This window comes from Psychrobacter sp. T6-4 (assembly GCF_052258425.1).
Lineage (GTDB): Bacteria > Pseudomonadota > Gammaproteobacteria > Pseudomonadales > Moraxellaceae > Psychrobacter.
Genome location: NZ_JBQQEZ010000002.1, coordinates 83,400 through 101,612 on the forward strand (window position 1 = coordinate 83,400; position 18,213 = coordinate 101,612).

The 18,213-nt window shown below is 44.8% G+C and carries 12 protein-coding genes and 1 tRNA gene; 9 read left to right on the forward strand and 4 right to left on the reverse strand.

Annotated elements, in window-relative coordinates; translation table 11 throughout:
* Positions 1–174: 174 nt before the first annotated feature.
* From guaB to cysS, 3 genes are all read right to left on the reverse strand, one after another.
* Complete coding sequence (gene guaB / locus ACTXGE_RS02135; protein ID WP_435950852.1) at positions 175–1,644, reverse strand: IMP dehydrogenase; 1,470 nt, start codon at positions 1,642–1,644, stop codon at positions 175–177.
* A 185-nt stretch (positions 1,645–1,829) separates the two neighbouring features.
* The gene (locus ACTXGE_RS02140; protein WP_443541569.1) at positions 1,830–3,665 is read right to left on the reverse strand and encodes a mechanosensitive ion channel family protein; all 1,836 of its coding nucleotides are present in this window, start codon (positions 3,663–3,665) and stop codon (positions 1,830–1,832) included.
* Between the two features lie 305 nt (positions 3,666–3,970).
* Positions 3,971–5,431, reverse strand: a complete 1,461-nt coding sequence (gene cysS, locus ACTXGE_RS02145) for a cysteine--tRNA ligase (protein WP_443541571.1) — start codon at positions 5,429–5,431, stop codon at positions 3,971–3,973.
* A 170-nt stretch (positions 5,432–5,601) separates the two neighbouring features.
* On the opposite strand from cysS, the gene ACTXGE_RS02150 reads away from it, so the two are divergent.
* Positions 5,602–6,222, forward strand: a complete 621-nt coding sequence (locus ACTXGE_RS02150; protein WP_435950849.1) for a cob(I)yrinic acid a,c-diamide adenosyltransferase — start codon at positions 5,602–5,604, stop codon at positions 6,220–6,222.
* An 83-nt stretch (positions 6,223–6,305) separates the two neighbouring features.
* Here ACTXGE_RS02150 and ACTXGE_RS02155 read toward each other — a convergent pair whose 3' ends face one another.
* Complete coding sequence (locus ACTXGE_RS02155; RefSeq protein WP_435950848.1) at positions 6,306–7,241, reverse strand: hypothetical protein; 936 nt, start codon at positions 7,239–7,241, stop codon at positions 6,306–6,308.
* A gap of 294 nt (positions 7,242–7,535) precedes the next feature.
* Here ACTXGE_RS02155 and ACTXGE_RS02160 point away from each other — a divergent pair, with 294 nt between their 5' ends.
* The 8 genes from ACTXGE_RS02160 (at position 7,536) to ACTXGE_RS02195 (ending at position 17,962) form a co-directional block, all read left to right on the forward strand.
* On the forward strand, positions 7,536–8,396 hold the full coding sequence (locus ACTXGE_RS02160) for a glycerophosphodiester phosphodiesterase (protein WP_435950847.1): 861 nt from the start codon (positions 7,536–7,538) through the stop codon (positions 8,394–8,396).
* A gap of 234 nt (positions 8,397–8,630) precedes the next feature.
* Positions 8,631–10,016 carry an acyl-CoA desaturase gene (locus ACTXGE_RS02165; protein WP_435950846.1) on the forward strand — a complete coding sequence of 462 codons (1,386 nt, stop codon included), beginning with the start codon at positions 8,631–8,633 and terminating at the stop codon, positions 10,014–10,016.
* Between the two features lie 215 nt (positions 10,017–10,231).
* Positions 10,232–11,701: a protein adenylyltransferase SelO gene (locus ACTXGE_RS02170; RefSeq protein ID WP_435950845.1), complete on the forward strand. Its 1,470-nt coding sequence runs from the start codon at positions 10,232–10,234 to the stop codon at positions 11,699–11,701.
* A 252-nt stretch (positions 11,702–11,953) separates the two neighbouring features.
* The gene (locus tag ACTXGE_RS02175; protein ID WP_443560261.1) at positions 11,954–14,278 is read left to right on the forward strand and encodes an NADP-dependent malic enzyme; all 2,325 of its coding nucleotides are present in this window, start codon (positions 11,954–11,956) and stop codon (positions 14,276–14,278) included.
* Positions 14,279–14,366: 88 nt separating this feature from the next.
* Complete coding sequence (locus ACTXGE_RS02180) at positions 14,367–15,527, forward strand: tRNA nucleotidyltransferase (protein ID WP_435950843.1); 1,161 nt, start codon at positions 14,367–14,369, stop codon at positions 15,525–15,527.
* A gap of 5 nt (positions 15,528–15,532) precedes the next feature.
* A complete protein-coding gene (locus ACTXGE_RS02185) occupies positions 15,533–16,330 on the forward strand; it encodes a pteridine reductase (protein WP_317199304.1) in 798 nt (265 codons plus the stop codon).
* A 98-nt stretch (positions 16,331–16,428) separates the two neighbouring features.
* Positions 16,429–16,505, forward strand: a tRNA-Ile gene (locus ACTXGE_RS02190).
* Between the two features lie 170 nt (positions 16,506–16,675).
* Positions 16,676–17,962 (forward strand): tyrosine-type recombinase/integrase, encoded by a 1,287-nt coding sequence (locus ACTXGE_RS02195; RefSeq protein WP_443541576.1) that lies wholly within the window; start codon positions 16,676–16,678, stop codon positions 17,960–17,962.
* The last annotated feature ends 251 nt before the right edge of the window (positions 17,963–18,213 follow it).

The window sequence follows — 18,213 nt, forward strand, 5'->3', positions numbered from 1 at the left end:
TGAATAAAACCACATCTGTCTACTCAATAAATTATTTTGTAAAAAAAAGCCAACAACGAATTAGCATTGTTGGCTTTTTAGGTTTAGTTAATCATAGCGCATTAACCGCTTGGTGCTACTATTATATTGTACAAATAGGTGATTTTTACGCCCGCTATTTATCAGGTAATAAACCTACACTCTATAGTTTGGCGCTTCTTTAGTGATTTGCACATCATGCACATGCGACTCTTTCATGCCAGCAGAGGTCACTTTGATGAACTGCGGTTTAGTGCGCATATCTTCGATACTTGCGCAGCCTGTATAACCCATTGAAGAGCGCAAACCGCCAACCAACTGATTGACGATACCAGCGACAGGGCCTTTGTAAGGGACGCGGCCTTCAATACCCTCTGGTACTAGTTTTTCAACACCGTCTTTGGCATCTTGGAAGTAGCGATCAGAGGAGCCGTTTTGACCTGACATTGCGCCCAGGCTCCCCATACCGCGGTAGGCTTTGTAATAACGGCCCTGAAATAACTCAACCTCACCTGGCGCCTCTTCAGTTCCTGCCATTAATGAGCCAACCATGATGCATGATGCACCCGCTGCAATAGCTTTTGCCATATCGCCTGAATAGCGAATACCACCATCAGCAATAAGTGGAATGCTGTTTTGTAGAGCGCTTGCGACGTTATCGATAGCAGAGATCTGCGGGACACCGATACCCGCGATAATGCGAGTGGTACAGATAGAGCCTGGGCCAATACCGACTTTGACCGCATCAGCACCTGCATCACGTAGGGCTTTTGCTGCATCACCTGTTGCGATATTACCGCCAATAACTTGAATATGAGGAAATGTTTTTTTGATCCACGAGACTTTATCGATGACGCCTTTTGAGTGACCGTGCGCGGTATCTACGACTAAGACATCAACGTCGGAGGCGATTAGAGCTTCAACTCGTGCCTCAGTATCTGCGCCCGTACCAACTGCCGCGCCTACACGCAGACGTCCTTTTTCATCTTTACAGGCATTAGGATTGTTTTCAGCTTTGGCGAAGTCATTGACGGTGATAAGACCGCGCAAACGAAAGTCATCATCGATAACGATGACTTTTTCGATACGATGCTCATGTAATAGCTTTTTAATATTCTCGTTGCTCTCGCCTTCTTGTACAGTAACGAGCTGATCTTTTTGCGTCATAATTTGGCTAACTGGCTGAGACAGGTTGGTCTCAAAACGCCAATCACGGTGAGTCACAATACCGACCACTTTATCCGTGCCTTTTTCGACTACAGGGACACCTGAGATATTATTGTCTTCGGTTAGACGCAGCAAATCACCAATGGTCATCTCTGGATGAACGGTAATCGGATCGACGACCGTACCTGCTTCAAACTTTTTAACGCGTCGCACTTGAGTCGCTTGCTTATCGATATCCATGCTCTTGTGCAAGATGCCAATGCCGCCAAGCTGCGCCATGGTAATCGCCATCTCAGACTCAGTAACCGTATCCATTGCTGCGGATATCAGTGGCAGATTTAGAGTGATGTTTTGGGTCAAGCGAGTGGATAGACTGGCGTCTTTTGGTAGGATCTCAGAATAGGCTGGTAACAATAAAACGTCATCAAAGGTCAAAGCTTCATCGACAATACGTAACATACATACCCCTAGTGGTGGTTATCTTGATGAGTGGGCGCTTGAGATAATCTGTCAATCACGCCAATGCGGCATCATATTCAGGTACTGCGCTCTCAGCTGTCCCTTAAAAATAACGCCACATTATAGCAAATAATACCTAGTTCCACATGATAAATTTCTTATCACTTATTCAACTTGCGGTAATACTATTTAAAAGTAATACGCTCAGCAGGTAGATACTCTTTTTGCTCTTCATTTAGATAAGTAAGCATTTGCTCACGAACGTCGCATTCCAGCGTCCATGCATTTAGCGGACTATCAGAGGCCAGCGCTCCACGCAGCTTAATGGTGTCTTCGTCAACAGAGACTACGAGCATGGCAGGCTCTGTCTCTTGATCCCAAAGGTCATGGTCTTTGACCAATTCGATAAATTTTTGGCGTATAGCCTCAACGTCCACGCCATAATCCACGTATAAGTAAACCACACAAGTTTGATGGAACTCAGTGTGCGACCAATTCTCTACGATTTGGGTGACAAAGTGGCGCATCGGTACGATCAAGCGGCGCTCATCCCATGTCTTTAGCACCGCGTAGGTATAACGCAAATCTTCAATATTTGTCCAATCACCCTCCATCATAACTGTATCACCGATACGGACAGGCTGAGTGATAGCGACCTGCATGCCCGCTATAATATTACCCAAAGTTGGCTGCGCAGCAACGCCAAGTACCACACCTGCAATGCCAGCTGAGGTCAGCAGCGTCTTACCTAAGCCTTCGATATTGGTAAACTCGCTTAGCCCAATCCAAAAACTACCCAAAATCATAACAAAGATAAAGACCCGTCGAAAGATAGACAAATAGGTCATGCGCACGCGATAAGTATTGTACTCATCGTCAGCGAGACCATCGATTTGTAAGTCTCTATATCGATTGGCAAAAAAATGAATAACTCGAATACCAAGCCATACTGCGCTGAGCACCAGTCCCACCCACACCAAAGGTCTGGTTGCAGTAGCAATCGCCTCGACGTAAGGAAAGCCGCCTGATACTAAGGTAAAGACTAAAGAGAAGCTGATCGTAAAGGTGAGCGGTACGGTAAGCTTACTAATCATATCAGTTAGGCTTTTCTCGCCACCTGTCTGCGGGGTTTCTTGGTCATCATCAACGTACCAGTTAATGAGCTTTCCTGTAATTTTACTTAGCAACCAACCAAGGCTCAAAGTCAAAATAAAGAAAAACGCTAAAGCTAAAAACTCCCATATGGCAATACCCAGCATCCTAAGAGTCATGACAGGCGGCAGGTAGCGCTCAAACTCCGCTGGCTGGTATTGATCATACAGGTTAGTAATATTATCAACCGTTTGCGCTGAAAATACCCAGACAGGAGCGTTATCCTTAACGCGTACGCGCTGAATAAAGATAGGTACTTGGCGCTCACGATAATCCATGTAACCTAGCAAAATAGAGCGGCGCGGGATACCGTTGATACTACTGCTATTACCCAGTGGCGGCTCTACCAAACCATCTGGACGATCTGGTAGATCATCAAAGACATAGAGCTGTTTTTTGCTCAGCAAAAAGTCCAGTTGCCTTGATAACTCAACACCCCTGCTCGCTTGCGTGTTTTCATCAAACAGATTTAGATTAAGCGCTTGCGCAGCTAGATCGTACTGCTGCTTCATTATCGCAGATTGAAAAAACTCCAAGGTGGATAAAGGGGTCGCCAGATTTGCAGGCGTCGATAGCGCAGGTAGTCCAGAATTGAGCTCATCTAAAACGTAGTAATTGGCGTTATACTCGCCACTAAGTGCCACATCACCTTGCATCTGACCGACTTGCTGCAGGGCTTTTTGATCCGATGATTCAACCAGTTCATTGACTGAATCAGGAAAATCGATACCGTCTTCTTGTAGCGTATCAATTTGCTGAGCGGCATACTCTACAAAGCCATCTGGCGTGTCCTCAGCTTGCGAGGTTGAAGCGTTTGGCGCAGCGGCTTTGTCTGTACTAGCAGCATAAGATAAGGGCGCAAGTAGCATAATCACAAAAATGACTAGCAGTTGTTTTAAAGCAAACGAATATCCCTTAGCTGTGTGCTGATCGCTACTTATTAGTGTGGTAATAGATCGAGTACTTACAGAGGATTGGCAACTTACATTTGCTTTGTTTTTTAATACGTTTTTGTGATTATGCATAGTGATTATCTAACCATTTAGTATGTAGATACGCTAAAGCAGTACACAAAAAAAAGCCAGCATAGTGCCGACTTTATTTGTTAGTTTACGTACTTGAAATAAATACCGTCTTTATAGACAGATCAGTATTAAAGCGATTGCCGATACTTTTAGGCGCGGCGCCAAGTCGTACCAGAGCGCGCATCCTCAAGCTCTATACCCGCCTCTTTTAATTGATCGCGTATCTCATCTGCTCGAGCATATTGTTTGTCTGCTTTTGCAGTATTGCGCTGATCTATTAGATCCTCAATCACAGCATCGCTAAGCGCGTCATCGGTCTGCTCACCGATAGCCGCTTGCAAAAACTGAGTAACAGGCTGCTGCAATAACCCTAAAACTTGCGCGAGTGCTTTAAGCTCAAGTGCTTGTTGCCATGCGCCTGTGATATCCTCTGCTTTTATCAGCTTATTAATACTACGTGCTAGCACGAATAGCTCACTGATAGCCGCTGAGCTATTGAAGTCATCATTCATGGCAGTGGTAAAACGGTGACCACTGTCACTAGCATAAGCCCTGTCAATGTCTTGATCCTTGACGACTAAATCAGCTCCTCGCTTTTGCTCGGTAATTTTGAGGGTGTGATAGAGTCTGCTTAGGCTATTATGTGCTTCATCTAAAGCAACGTCTGAGAAATTCACTTGGCTGCGGTAGTGACTTGATAACAAGAAAAAGCGTACGGTTTCAGGATGATATTTTGCAGTGACTTCTCGAATAGTAAAAAAGTTACCGAGCGACTTTGACATCTTTTCGCCATCGACATTGATAAAGCCAACGTGCATCCAGTTGCGCGCGTACTCGCAGCCTGTCGCCGCCTCTGACTGAGCAATCTCGTTTTCGTGATGCGGGAATTGCAAATCATGTCCACCGCCATGAATATCAAAAGTATTGCCTAGGCATTTGGTCGACATCGCTGAGCATTCAATATGCCAACCAGGACGCCCTTGTCCCCAGGCAGACGCCCATTGCGGCTCATCAGGTTTTGCCGCCTTCCACAGTACAAAGTCAAAAGGATTGCGCTTGTCAGTATCAACCTGTACTCGCAGGCCTGCTTGCATATCCTCCAAATGACGTTTGGACAATTTGCCATAGCCTGCAAAGTTATCTACCGCATAGTACACGTCACCTTGGTCTACCGCGTACGCATAATCCTTAGTGATTAGCGTCTCAATCATCTGCTGCATCTCATCAATATGATCGGTCGCACGCGGCTCGCTATCAGGCATCTTGCAGCCAAGTGACGCCGCATCCTTATGCATAGCCTCTATGAAACGCTGCGTTAAGGCACTTATATCTTCATCGTTTTCGCGCGCGCGGGTAATGATCTTGTCATCGATATCAGTGATATTACGCACGTAGTTGACCTTGTAGCCCAATTGCGTCATCCAGCGCACTGCCATATCAAACGCTACCATCACTCGTGCATGCCCAATGTGACAATAGTCATAAACTGTCATGCCGCACACATATAGACTGATCTGTCCTTCAACTAAAGGGGTAAAGACTTGTTTGGATGCGCTAAGTGAATCATAAATAACAAGAGTGGACTTAACATCACTGAGTGGTGTGGTCATAATACAAGAGCCCTTTTAAATTTAATAATGGATCAAAAGTATAAAATTTTAGCGTTTTTTATTTGTGAATACATAACACTCTATCTTAGCTAAAAAGACGCTAAAATACTACAATAGCGGCAAATCTAAGACTATTTACCCAACGCATTAACGCATTTAAGGAAGTATCAATGAGTAATCGCTTAACCAAGATTTATACCCGTACTGGTGACAATGGCAGTACGGGCATGGCTGATGGCAGCCGAATGAGTAAGGCAGATGCTCTGTTTGGTGTCATGGGCGATATAGATGAGCTCAACTCTCACATCGGACTGGCACGTGCACAATTGGCACAAATGCAAGACAAACTGCCTGAGCGCCTAAATGAGCAAAAAGACATGGATTTTGCGCAGGCACTCGTCATCGTGCAGCACTTACTGTTCAATATCGGCGGCGAGCTTGCGATGCCTGAGTACCAAGGTATTAGCGGCGCTCATGTAGAATGGTTAGAGCAGCAAATAGATACGATGAATAGCACGTTGCCGCCGCTTAAAGACTTTATTTTACCGACAGGTTCAGTGCTGGTGAGTCAATTGCATGTCGCTCGCACTGTTTGCCGCCGTGCGGAACGTCAAGCGGTCATGCTAAGGGAGCTGCGTCCCCAAGCAATGAGTCATAGTGCGGTCAGTCTGGTCAATCGATTATCTGACTGGCTGTTTGTCGCCGCCCGCTTTTGTACTGACTCAAGCCAAGTCTCAGAAGTGCTATGGAATCCGCAGGTACTACAAGTGTTTGATGACCTGCAAAAATAGAACTGGATCATATCAAAAAGCGCCTATAACATTACGATGTCGTAGGCGCTTTTTATTAAGTCTATTAAGACGAGCAAGTTAGGTTAGTAAGTAGCGCTCTCGTCTTCTACGATTATCATATCAATAGTTTCATCTTTAGGAACTGCTTTTGGTGCAGTAGGCGTGGCGGGTAACGTAGCACTAGTACCTGGTTCAACCGCAACTTGGTTATTGTCTGTATTAATAGTTGGCGCAGTTGCTGGCTTTACAGCAGGCGCAGGCGGCGTTGCTATCGCTGGTTGTCTTGCTTGGCGAGCCGCTTGGCGGGCACGCTCCTCTTCGGCTGCTTGTGCTTGCGCGCGGCGACGGCGTGCTTCTTCTTGGGCGGCGCGCTGGGCTTGAAGCTCGCTCATAGCTGTGGTCAAAGTAGACCCAGCGATGACATCAGCGACTATGCCCACCATAGCAGGCTGCCCTGCGATACGTGTCTGTACTTGTCCGCCTTGAGTACCAACGACATAAGTAAAGGCATTATCAACGAGCATGTTATTGTTGATACGGATATCATTTTGCGCAAGGCGCGTCTGCAAGCTTGGCTGGTTATTAGCAGCCTGCAACTGACTGGCAAGATACAGATCTTCGCTTGGCAGAGTCATACTGACGCTCGCTTGACAAGTCGTCATGCCATTGTCATTAGTCTCTTGTAGCACAGCTGTATTTTGCACATCGATCAAAATACCGCTCACTTTACTGGTAATAGTTGCACTACTTAAACTAATTTGAGCCTCGTTAGCATAGCTTGCAGCGAGCGTTTGAGCTTGCTGATTCAACGTGTTTCTAAGCGCAGATTTTAGGCGATCTTGTACCATAGGGTTGTCGCAACTGATCACAGGCGTCGTCTCTTCGACAACGACAGGTTCTTCGGCTACCTCTACTGTCTCCTCATCTGAGCGGCTACAACCTGCGAGCGCAAGTCCGCATACTAGACTAATACCTGCCACATGCTGCCACTTAAACTCTATGCTGTTTGCTACGCTCATATTTGCATTGCTCCTGCTTTGTTGATTGTCGATCGACATTGCTCTATTGATACTAAAATAAATAGCCGTAAAAAATACGTCATTATACGGTGTTTACCTAAGATGGTCATTACTGTACATCATCAATACGCACCTAAAACATCCATATCAGCGCGAAAGTCGGTTTTGGTTGCAAAAACATAACAAACCCTTAGGAATATTTTGAACGTTTTAAAATCGACTTATATAAGATAGATGAAGATAGTATGGGCAAAATATATCGTCATATAATCGATAATAAAGGGCTTGAGGCTTATGATACAGATACCAAAGCTCAACCGTACTCGCCTCGTTGGTCATCGCGGCGCAGGTAGCGAGATACTAGAAAACACCTTGTCAGGTTTCCAGCGCGCGCGCAGTTTGCAAGCGCGCGGGCTAGCTGGTGTTGAATTTGATGTACAGCTTAGTGGCGACGGTCATCTGGTGGTCTTTCATGATGATACACTTGAGCGTCTTTGCGGCGTGCAATCTCGTATTGATCAGCTCAGCTTAAATGAGATTGCCCGCCAGTTGCAATCGGGGCATCAAATCTTGACACTGGCTATGCTCTCGCAAGCTTTGCCTCTGCCGTCTAAGCCTGTATCTAAATTAGCATCTATACATGGTTCACTCTCAAAGCCGTCAACTAAGCCAATAGGAGTATTTGCAAGTACTCAGGCTAGCACCTTGAATACTGTTTCTCCTATTCTTACTCAATTTAGCCATATTGAGCTTGAGATAAAGACCCATGACCGCACCAACTATAGCAAGCTTGTTGCCGCATTAGCGCGTGACTTGGTAGGTACGGCGCTTGCTAGCTTGCCGATTGTACTGACCAGTTTTGATCGGCAGCTTTTAGCCCACTTGCAGCGGCACAACTCATTATCACAAATACCGCGAGGACTGCTCACGCGTACGCCAAGCTTTTTGCCTCTTGCGCCAACGACTGCTATGCAGCTAGGCTGTACACAATTGGGTATTCACTATCCGCTAATCACGCCTGCCATTATTGAGCACAGTCACCGTCATAGCTTGCCTGTGACAGCTTGGACGGTCAATGACGCTGATAGTGTGCAGCAGCTCGTTGAGTGGCAAGTTGATGTTATTGTCACTGATGTACCAACGCTTTTTTTATAGCACCTCTTAAAATCATTACCGAACTTAATTGTAGCTTTATAAAGCTACATATTTGAGGTAATACTTACACGATTATGTCAAGAGCGACAGCTTGGCTCATATTTACATAAATATCGCTTTTAATTCATACAAGTTATTGTTATTTAGCAATATTTTTATAGTGTATACCTGTTCACTTTACTGTCGATATAGGGTAATATAGGGCATCGAAATCAATCCTATCAGGAATAATTTATGATTTTAAAAAAAGCACTGGGCTTGCCTCTTAAAGGTTTACGTCTTGCCATTCAATCTGGCGATACACTCATTCAGACCGCAGGATTGCAAGCGACACGCTTTAAGACTCTGCTCGATAGTAACAGAGCGGATACGGCGCATAATTCTGCTAACGCACAAGGCGGGCAAGAGATTGCTTTTAATAGTGACATCGAGAATGTAGATCCCCTTGAGCTTGAATTCAAAAAATCGCCTATTAACTTAGTGCCAGCGATATTCTTGATAGCGACGCCGATTGCAGCAGCCGTTATTACGCCATGGTACTTACTCACTCATCAAGTGAGCGCGCCAGTTTGGGGCGTATTTGGTGCCTTTATGGTCTGGACGGGTATGAGCATCACGGGCGGCTACCACCGCCTTTTGGCGCATCGTGCTTACAAAGCGCATCCTGTCGTTGAGAAGTTTTTACTTCTTGGCGCCACTCTTGCGGTACAAGGCTCAGCTTTTGATTGGGTATCGGGTCACCGCACTCACCATCGTCATGTCGATGATCGTATGGAAGACCCTTATTCAGCCAAGCGTGGGTTTTTCTTTAGCCATATTGGCTGGATGCTGCGCAATTATCCAAGTGGACGTTTTGATTATAAAAACATACCTGACTTAACCAAAGATAAAGTATTGCAAATTCAGCATAAGTACTATGGTCTATGGGTACTAGCGACTAACGTTGCTATGGTAGCCGCAGTAGGTTGGTTGATCGGTGATGTTTGGGGCACGCTAGTGCTAGCAGGTTTGCTACGCTTAGTACTGACTCATCACTTCACTTTTTTTATCAATTCCCTATGTCATATGTTTGGCTCACGTCCTTATACTGATACCAACACCGCGCGTGATAACTTTTTCTTAGCGATCTTTACTTGGGGTGAGGGTTATCATAACTACCACCATTTCTTCCAGTATGATTATCGTAATGGTGTTAAATGGTGGCAGTACGATCCTACCAAATGGATGATCACTGCGCTATCAAAAGTGGGTCTGACTACGGATCTGCGCCGAGTTGATGATACGACAATCAAACATGCTGAAGTCAAAATGCAGTTTAAGCGTGCCCAGCAGCAGATTGATGAGATCAATGCCGGCGGTATCGATATTCCGCATGCCATGCAAAAATTCCAAGATCGCATCAAGTTTGAATACGACGCCTTTACCAAAACAGTTGAAGAGTGGCAGGCGCTCAAAGCTAAAGCGGTTGAAATGAAAAAGACAGAATTTGCTGATCGCTTGCATGAAGTGGACGATAAGCTCAAGCACGAATATGCCAAAGTTGAACAGCGTATCCTTGAGCATAATAGCAATCTAAAGACCGCTTTTCGTTCTATCGGTCATAGCGCCAAAGCGGCTTAAATAAGAGCCGCGCAAGTCCTTATTTAAAAAGCGCAATCACTGCTTGATAATTTATCGTTTTCTCCTTCCCTTTATCTGTCATAGATGAAGGGATTTTTTTTGTTTGAATGTGGCGACGCTCATTTTTTACGTTAGCTGCTTTATAGCGCTATGCTATAGTAGCGTTATATCTCAAGCTTGCTTACTCTTAGCAAGTCTTAATAGGAATAGACTCTATGCGTTATCAAAACACTTATGCTACTTTAGATCCGCGCCTTTATCATCGCCAGCCGCCAACAGCGCTTAAAAACCCAACAGCAGGACATTTTAATCATCAAGTCGCCGATCAGTTAGGTTTTAGTGATGATGAGGACTTGATGGCGCGCTGGGTTGAGATTATCGGCGGCGTCTACGTGCCAGAGGGTTTTGAGCCCCTAGCTATGGCCTATGCTGGTCATCAGTTTGGGCAGTGGGCAGGACAATTGGGTGATGGGCGCGGGCTTCTCATGGCGCAAGTCATTGATAATAACGATCAATTACAAGATTTGCACTTAAAGGGTATTGGACTTACGCCCTACTCGCGTATGGGGGATGGGCGCGCGGTATTGCGTAGTACGATTCGTGAGTATCTGTGCGGTCATGCTTTTAGTGCGCTTGGCGTTGCTGCTTCTAATGCTTTAGGGTTTGTGGTGTCCGAGACGCCAGTACGCCGTGAGCGTATGGAGGCGGGCGCAGCGTTAATGCGAGTGGCAGATAGCCATATTCGTTTAGGTCACGTTGAGTGGATTACCAGCTACGCCCCTGAGCTACTAGGCGAGTTTACAGATTATATGATTGACACCTATTACCCTGAGTGCCGAGAGCAAGATCAGCCGATAGTGGCGTTCTTAGGCGCCGTCGTCGAGCGCACTGCGCGCATGATCGCTGACTGGCAATTGATCGGTTTTGCTCATGGCGTTATGAATACTGACAATCTGTCGATTACTGGTAGTACGCTCGATTTTGGTCCATTTGGCTTTATGGAGCGCTTTAATCCTGGCTGGATCAACAATCATTCTGATCATACCGGGCGCTATGCTTATCAAAATCAGCCTGCTATTGGCTACTGGAACCTCAATGTTTGGTTGCCGCACTTTATGCGCCTGAATGTTACACGTGAGATGCTAGGTGAGTGCCTAGCGCCTTATGAAACCGTCTTTATGCAGCATTACCAGCAAGGCCTGTGCCGCAAGCTAGGTATAGCGCATAGTTCTGAGAGTTTAAGTCTCGCTTTTGAATTTATGACCTTTATCGAAGATAACACCCTTGACTATACCAATAGCTTTCGGGCTTTGTTGGCGTTGGTTGCGCCAGATGATCATCCTTTTGAGGCGCAATTACTGAGTACCATGCAGGCTGAGTTATCGGTTCAAGCTGTAGAGGTGTGGCAAGAGTGGTCAGCGCGTTATTTAGAGTATTTAACGCACTCTGAGCGTGCAGTTGAGCAAGTTATTTTAGAGCTAAAGGGTAATAACCCTGTTTATGTTCTGCGTAATGATATGGCGCAGCGGGCAATTACGGCCGCTGAGCAAGGGCAATTTGATGAGGTTGCGCGTTTGTACCATTTGCTTGCCAACCCATTTGAGGTGCAAGATATTGCCACTGATCTTGATACGCGTCCGCCTGCTCCTGATGCGCCGCAACTGCCTATTAGCTGCTCATCTTAACTAACCACTTAGATTATCAAATCTAGCGTATACATCCTACAAAAAAGTTGTCATTGACATTACTTTTAGATTGGTAACTTTCGCCCAGGTTTACTAGGAAGTCAATTGCCTTTGATGCTAGAATAACTATTTTATGCGCTGCCCGCAGTATAAGCTGCTTGCGTTGCAGATGCTTTTGCTCAAAATGATCTTTTTATCAGCTTAGTTTTAGGTTGATAGCGCTCCCCTTTTTAACCTCCATTTATGACAACCATGGCCATTATTATGAAAGACGATATCCAAATAGAATCGGAAAAACAACAGTTTGAACAAGCGGCGCTGCATTACCATGAGTTCCCAAGACCGGGTAAAATATCGGTCACGCCTATCAAGCAGTTAGCAAACCAGCGTGATCTTGCATTGGCTTATTCTCCTGGCGTTGCCGTTCCTTGTCTTGAGATTGAAAAAGACCCTACCTTAGCGGCCAAATATACAGCCCGTAGCAATTTGGTTGGCGTCATAACTAATGGTACTGCGGTACTTGGTCTAGGTGATATCGGTCCACTTGCCTCAAAGCCTGTTATGGAAGGTAAAGGGGTTTTGTTCAAAAAGTTTGCGGGTATCGATGTATTCGACTTAGAGATTGCCCAAAATGATCCTGATAAATTTATCGAAGCAGTAGCCTCGCTTGAGCCTACATTTGGTGGTATTAACCTAGAAGACATCAAGGCACCAGAGTGCTTTAAGATTGAGCGCGAACTGCGTAAGCGCATGAACATTCCTGTATTTCATGATGACCAACACGGCACCTCAATTATCGTTGCCGCTGCTATGCTCAACGCCCTTATTATCACCAATAAAAAGATTGAAGACATCAAGATCGTCTGTTCAGGTGCAGGCGCAGCAGCTATCTCTTGCTTGGATATCATCACAGCACTTGGCGTTGATGTAAACAATATCTTTGTCTCGGACTCACGCGGTATCATCAGCACCAGCCGTGAGAATTTGGATGAATCAAAGCAGCGCTATGCTCGAGATACCGACGCCACTACCATCGATGAGGTGATGGATGATGTCGATATGTTCATCGGCCTATCGATGCCTGGTATCTTAAGCCCTGAGATGGTTCTACGCATGGCGCTAGACCCTATTATCTTTGCTCTAGCTAACCCCACGCCTGAGATCATGCCAGAGCTTGCACATTCGGTACGTCCAGATGTCATTATGGCAACAGGTCGCTCAGATTATCCCAATCAGGTCAATAATGCCTTATGCTTCCCTTATATCTTTCGCGGAGCACTCGATGTCGGCGCAACTACAGTTAACGAAGAGATGAAAGTTGCCTGCGTACGTGCAATCGCTGCTATGGCACACGTTGAAGCGACACCAATGAGCAATGTCAAGAGCATTGATAATATCAAGCGCTTTGGCCGTGATTATCTCATTCCAGGTGCCCTTGAGCCCAACCTTATTATCGAGATTGCCCCAGCTGTTGCTCAAGCGGCTATGGATTCAGGCGTAGCAACTTTGCCTATTGATGACTTTGATGCCTATCGTCAGCGTCTATCAGAATTCGTGTACAACTCAGCGTTTGTAATGAAGCCTATCTTTGCACGTGCAAAAACAGATCCTAAACGCATTGTTTATTGTGAGGGCGAGGATAGAAACGTACTTCTAGCCGTTCAGGTCGTCGTCGATGAACATTTAGCGCAGCCTATCTTGGTTGGTCGTCCCTCTGTTATCGAAAACAATATCGAAAAGCTCGGCCTACGTCTCAAAGAAGGTGTCAACATTACCATCGTCAATCCAGATGATGATCCTCGCTATAAAGATTACTGGATGGGCTACTATGAACAAAACAAGCGCCGCGGCGTCAGTATCGAGCTTGCTCGCCGTGACGTACGCCGTAAAACTACTTTGATCGGCTCGCTCCTTGTTAATAATGGTGATGCAGACGGTATGATCTGTGGTACCTTTAGCCATTATCAGTTGCACCTTGATTATGTACAAAGCGTCATCGGCAAAAAAGAAGGCGTCAGCGACTTTTATGCGATGAACGTAATCCTCATGCAAAATCGCAATATCTTTATCGCCGATACCTATATTCATGAAGACCCAACAGCAGAGCAATTGGCTGAGATGACTATCTTGGCGGTCGATCAGTTGCACCGCTTTGGTATCACACCAAGAGTAGCTCTGCTATCACATTCTAATTTTGGTACCTCAGACCGCGCAAGTGCTGTGAAGATGCGCAAGGTCTATCAGATCCTAACCGATATGAATGTTAACTTTGAGTTTGAAGGCGAGATGCAAGGCGATGCCGCTTTAGACGAGAATATTCGCTTAGAGGATATGCCATCAAGCCCGCTAAAAGGCTCTGCTAACCTGCTAATTTTGCCAACGCTTGATGCGTCAAACATTGCCTTTAATTTGCTTAAAACCGCAACCAGTAGTGCCTCTATCGGCCCTATCTTGTTAGGTGCAAATAAGCCTGTGCATATCTTGACGCCATCAGCGACAGCGCGCCGTATCGTCAATATGACTGCCCTTGCAGTTACTGAAGCAATAGATTTGGAAGACGTACAAAAAGCGTTATAGTCTAAAATAGCGTCTGTTATACTCAAACCAGTCAATGCTTATGTAGTGTTGACTGGTTTTTTACTGATTACATTAATGTGAGGTTGTCATGCAAGTTTATCTCGTCGGTGGTGCGGTACGCGATCAGCTCTTAGGACGCCCAATTAAAGACAAAGACTTTGTTGTGGTTGGTGCCACTGTTGATGAGATGATTGCCGCTGGGTTTTTGCAGGTCGGTGCAGATTTTCCTGTATTTTTGCACCCTACAAGCCAGCAAGAGTATGCCCTTGCTCGTACCGAGCGCAAGCAAGGTCATGGGTATCAAGGTTTTAGCGTTCATGCCAGCCCTGATGTCACCTTATTCGATGACTTACAGCGCCGCGACTTGACCGTCAATGCTATGGCGATACAAGTGATCAGCTTATTCGATGACAGCCCTCTCACAGGAGACGTGGTCGACTATTATGGTGGCCTTGATGATATCAAGGACAAGGTACTACGCCATGTGTCAGCGGCGTTTAGTGAGGATCCTCTGCGGGTACTACGTGTCGCGCGTTTTTATAGTCGCTATTATGACTATGGTTTTAGCATCGCTGATGAGACATTGACCTTAATGCAGCAATTGGTCGCCTCAGGTGAGCTTGAGCATTTAAGTGCGGAGCGTATTTGGCAAGAGTCGAGCCGTGCTATGATGCAATCCTCACCGCAAATCTATTGGCAGCAGTTATTTGAGCTTGGCGCATTGACGCCCTACTTTACACCTCTACATGAGGCTTGGGGTGATGGGCAAATAAGAGAAACGGTGCAAACTGCGCTATATTTTGCCGCGCAGATGCAACTTAATTTGTCACAGCGCTGGGCATTATTGATGAGTAGTCTAGCTTCGCAATCATTCGATATCAAGTTAACTAACTCTACTGCCGCGCAGGACATCGTCAGCATAGGTAACAGTGCAAAAGTCCCCAAAGCACAAACCCAGTTTGCTAGCCTTTTTATTGCCGAAAACGATAAGTTAAGAGCAGTAAACGAGCTAGATGCCGCGCAAAAGATTGATCTGATTCAAGCCTGTAGCGCGCACAAAGACCCCGCTAAGCTCTCGCAATTACTAGTTACCGCTCATGTGTTGCAATTAGCTATAGCTCATCGAGACATGATGCTGGCGCTCGGTAGCTTCCACGCTATCGGTATACAAGACATCTCGCCTGATCATAAAGGCGCAGCAATTGGTGAAGCGCTACGCCAAGCGCGTATAGAACATTTAAAAGCATAAACGTTATGATTGATACAACCCGTTTAGAACCTAATGAAACGCCTGTCATGCTAGTCACTGGCAGTGCTAAGCGCATTGGTGCCGCTATTATTGAAGCTGCCCATACGCGAGGCTACCGCGTTATTATTCACTGTCATCACAGCAAAATAGAAGCACAAATGCTAGCTGCTAAGCTTAATGATGTTCGTCCTAATACTGCCGCAGTTATTATGGCAGACTTAGCCATCATTAATGATAATGGTTTACTTAATCAGTTCGTACAAGACGTCATTAGCATTTTTGGGCAGCTTGACGTACTCGTTCACAACGCTTCACGCTTTTACCCAACTCCAATCGGCACTATTGATAGCGCGCAGTGGGACGAGCTGCTGTTAACTAACGCCAAAGCTCCGCTATTTTTAAGCCAAGCATTACTGCCTTATCTCAAACAACAGCAAGGCTGTATCATCAGTCTGCTCGATATTCATGCTCAAAATAAGCCTTTTAACAGTTATACGGTTTATAATATGGCAAAAGCTGCACACCAGATGCTGGTACAGTCACTGGCATTGGAAGTTGCTCCTGATATAAGGGTCAATGGTGTCGCGCCTGGGGTCAATATCTTACCTGATGCCGATAGTGATCAAGCTATTGATCTAGATCACCAGCAGCGCATTGTGGCCTCTATCCCTATACAGCGAGTTGGCACACCTGAGGATATCGCAGAAGCGGTATTATTTTTGGCAAAGGCAAGTTATATCACAGGCGAGATTATCAACGTTGACGGTGGTCGCCGATTGACCTTAGCAGGAGGCACTCGCTAAAGTCTTAAATAAAGAAAATATGTCAATCAAAGCGCGTATCTTGCTATCTTTTACTTGAAAATTAAAAAAAATGATGTATCATTATCCGTCTACCGTTAGGGCCCATAGCTCAGTTGGTTAGAGCAGAGGACTCATAATCCTTTGGTCGTAGGTTCAAGTCCTACTGGGCCCACCATATTCAAACCCTTACAGTCATTGACTTGTAAGGGTTTTTTATTGTCTAAAATTTATGCGAACGCATGGACTTAGTTGGTTTTTTGATACTATCTTGATACTTTGACCCTTATAGTAATTAAAGTATGATACTACTAACACTATGGTTATATACTGCTGCATGGGTGATATATGAAGGTTAAACTTACCAAAAAATTTATAGATTCAGTAGACTATACCGCTAAAGGTACTGAAATCTATATGGACGATGTGTTAACTGGTTTTGCGCTACGTGTGGGCAAACAATCCAAACGTTATACATTACATAAGCGTATTAACGGAAAGCTATATAGAGATGAAGTGGAAGAAACGCACTTGATTACGCTAACCGAAGCACGTGAAAAAGCCAGCATAATGATGGCTAATATAAAAAAAGGTCTGCATGTTTATGACGGGCTTCATGAGGTCTTGGAAGAGCCGAAAGATAAGACCAATAATGTACCAACACTGAGAGATGCATATACCTACTTTAAATCAGCAAAGACTAGCTTAGCTAAAGGCACTATTGACACTTATGATGGTCAAATACTAAACAAGCTAGATGATTGGCTAGATATATCTTTAAATGATATATCTTTAAATGATATATCTAAGTCAATGATAAGTGATAAGCATAAAGAGATAAGCAAGCATAGTAAAGCTCAGGCTAACGCAACTATGAGAGCTCTAAGGTCAGTTTGGAATTATTGTCGTGATAGCTTTTTAGATGATAACGAAGACTTTTTAATTAAAGAGCAACCAGTACGCATACTTAACGCCAAGAAAGATTGGAATATAATTAAGCCGCGTACTAAACATGTTGAAGAAGAATATTTAGGTATGTATCTCAAAACACTTTTAAATTATGTTGATAGAAGCTCACACCTGCAAGCGCCCCATAGCAATAATGCACGAGATATCATGCTACTTTTTATGTTCACTGGTGTGCGTTTAAATGAAGCGCAGCCCTTAAAGTGGTCTGACGTCGACCTTATAGCTGGCAGGATAGTATTCAAAGCTACAAAAAATGGTTCTAATTATCATATGCCTACTAGTGATATCTTACAAGCTCTGCTTGAAGAAAGATTCAGATTAAGCGCTGGCAAGCAATGGGTATTCCCGAGCAACTTGAAAGCTAGCGATGACCATATAAAAGATTTAAGCCGTAGTTATAAGGCCATAAGTAATCAAACAAACTTCTATATTACACCACATGATTTGCGCCGCACTTTTGGAACGGTAGCTAATAACTCAAGCATCAGCTATCCAGTCCTTAAACGCTTGCTCAATCACCGTGAAGCTAAATCAACCGATGATGTTACCCTACAATATATCCAAGTGTCACAGCGGCAACTAAGAGACGCTTCAAATTCAATAGAGTCTTTCTATTGTCAGCATGCTGGCATGACACAAGATGAAATCATCAGTAAATATTACTAACCTACTAACATTTCAAGAAGAGTACTCTAAAAATATCGTCAACTAATTTAGTAAGAACGAGCCGTGATGGCGACCAGTTACACTACCTATATTCATTTGTAATAGCTCTATGATTGTTTGCAAGAGTTTAACCAACGCAATTAGCGCTTCTCTGTGATGGGTTTTACTACTACTCTATTTTATAAGCAGTATACTTCTTAGTATGATAAATTGGACTGTCATAGCTGTGAGAGCAGTCATTGTTTGATCGT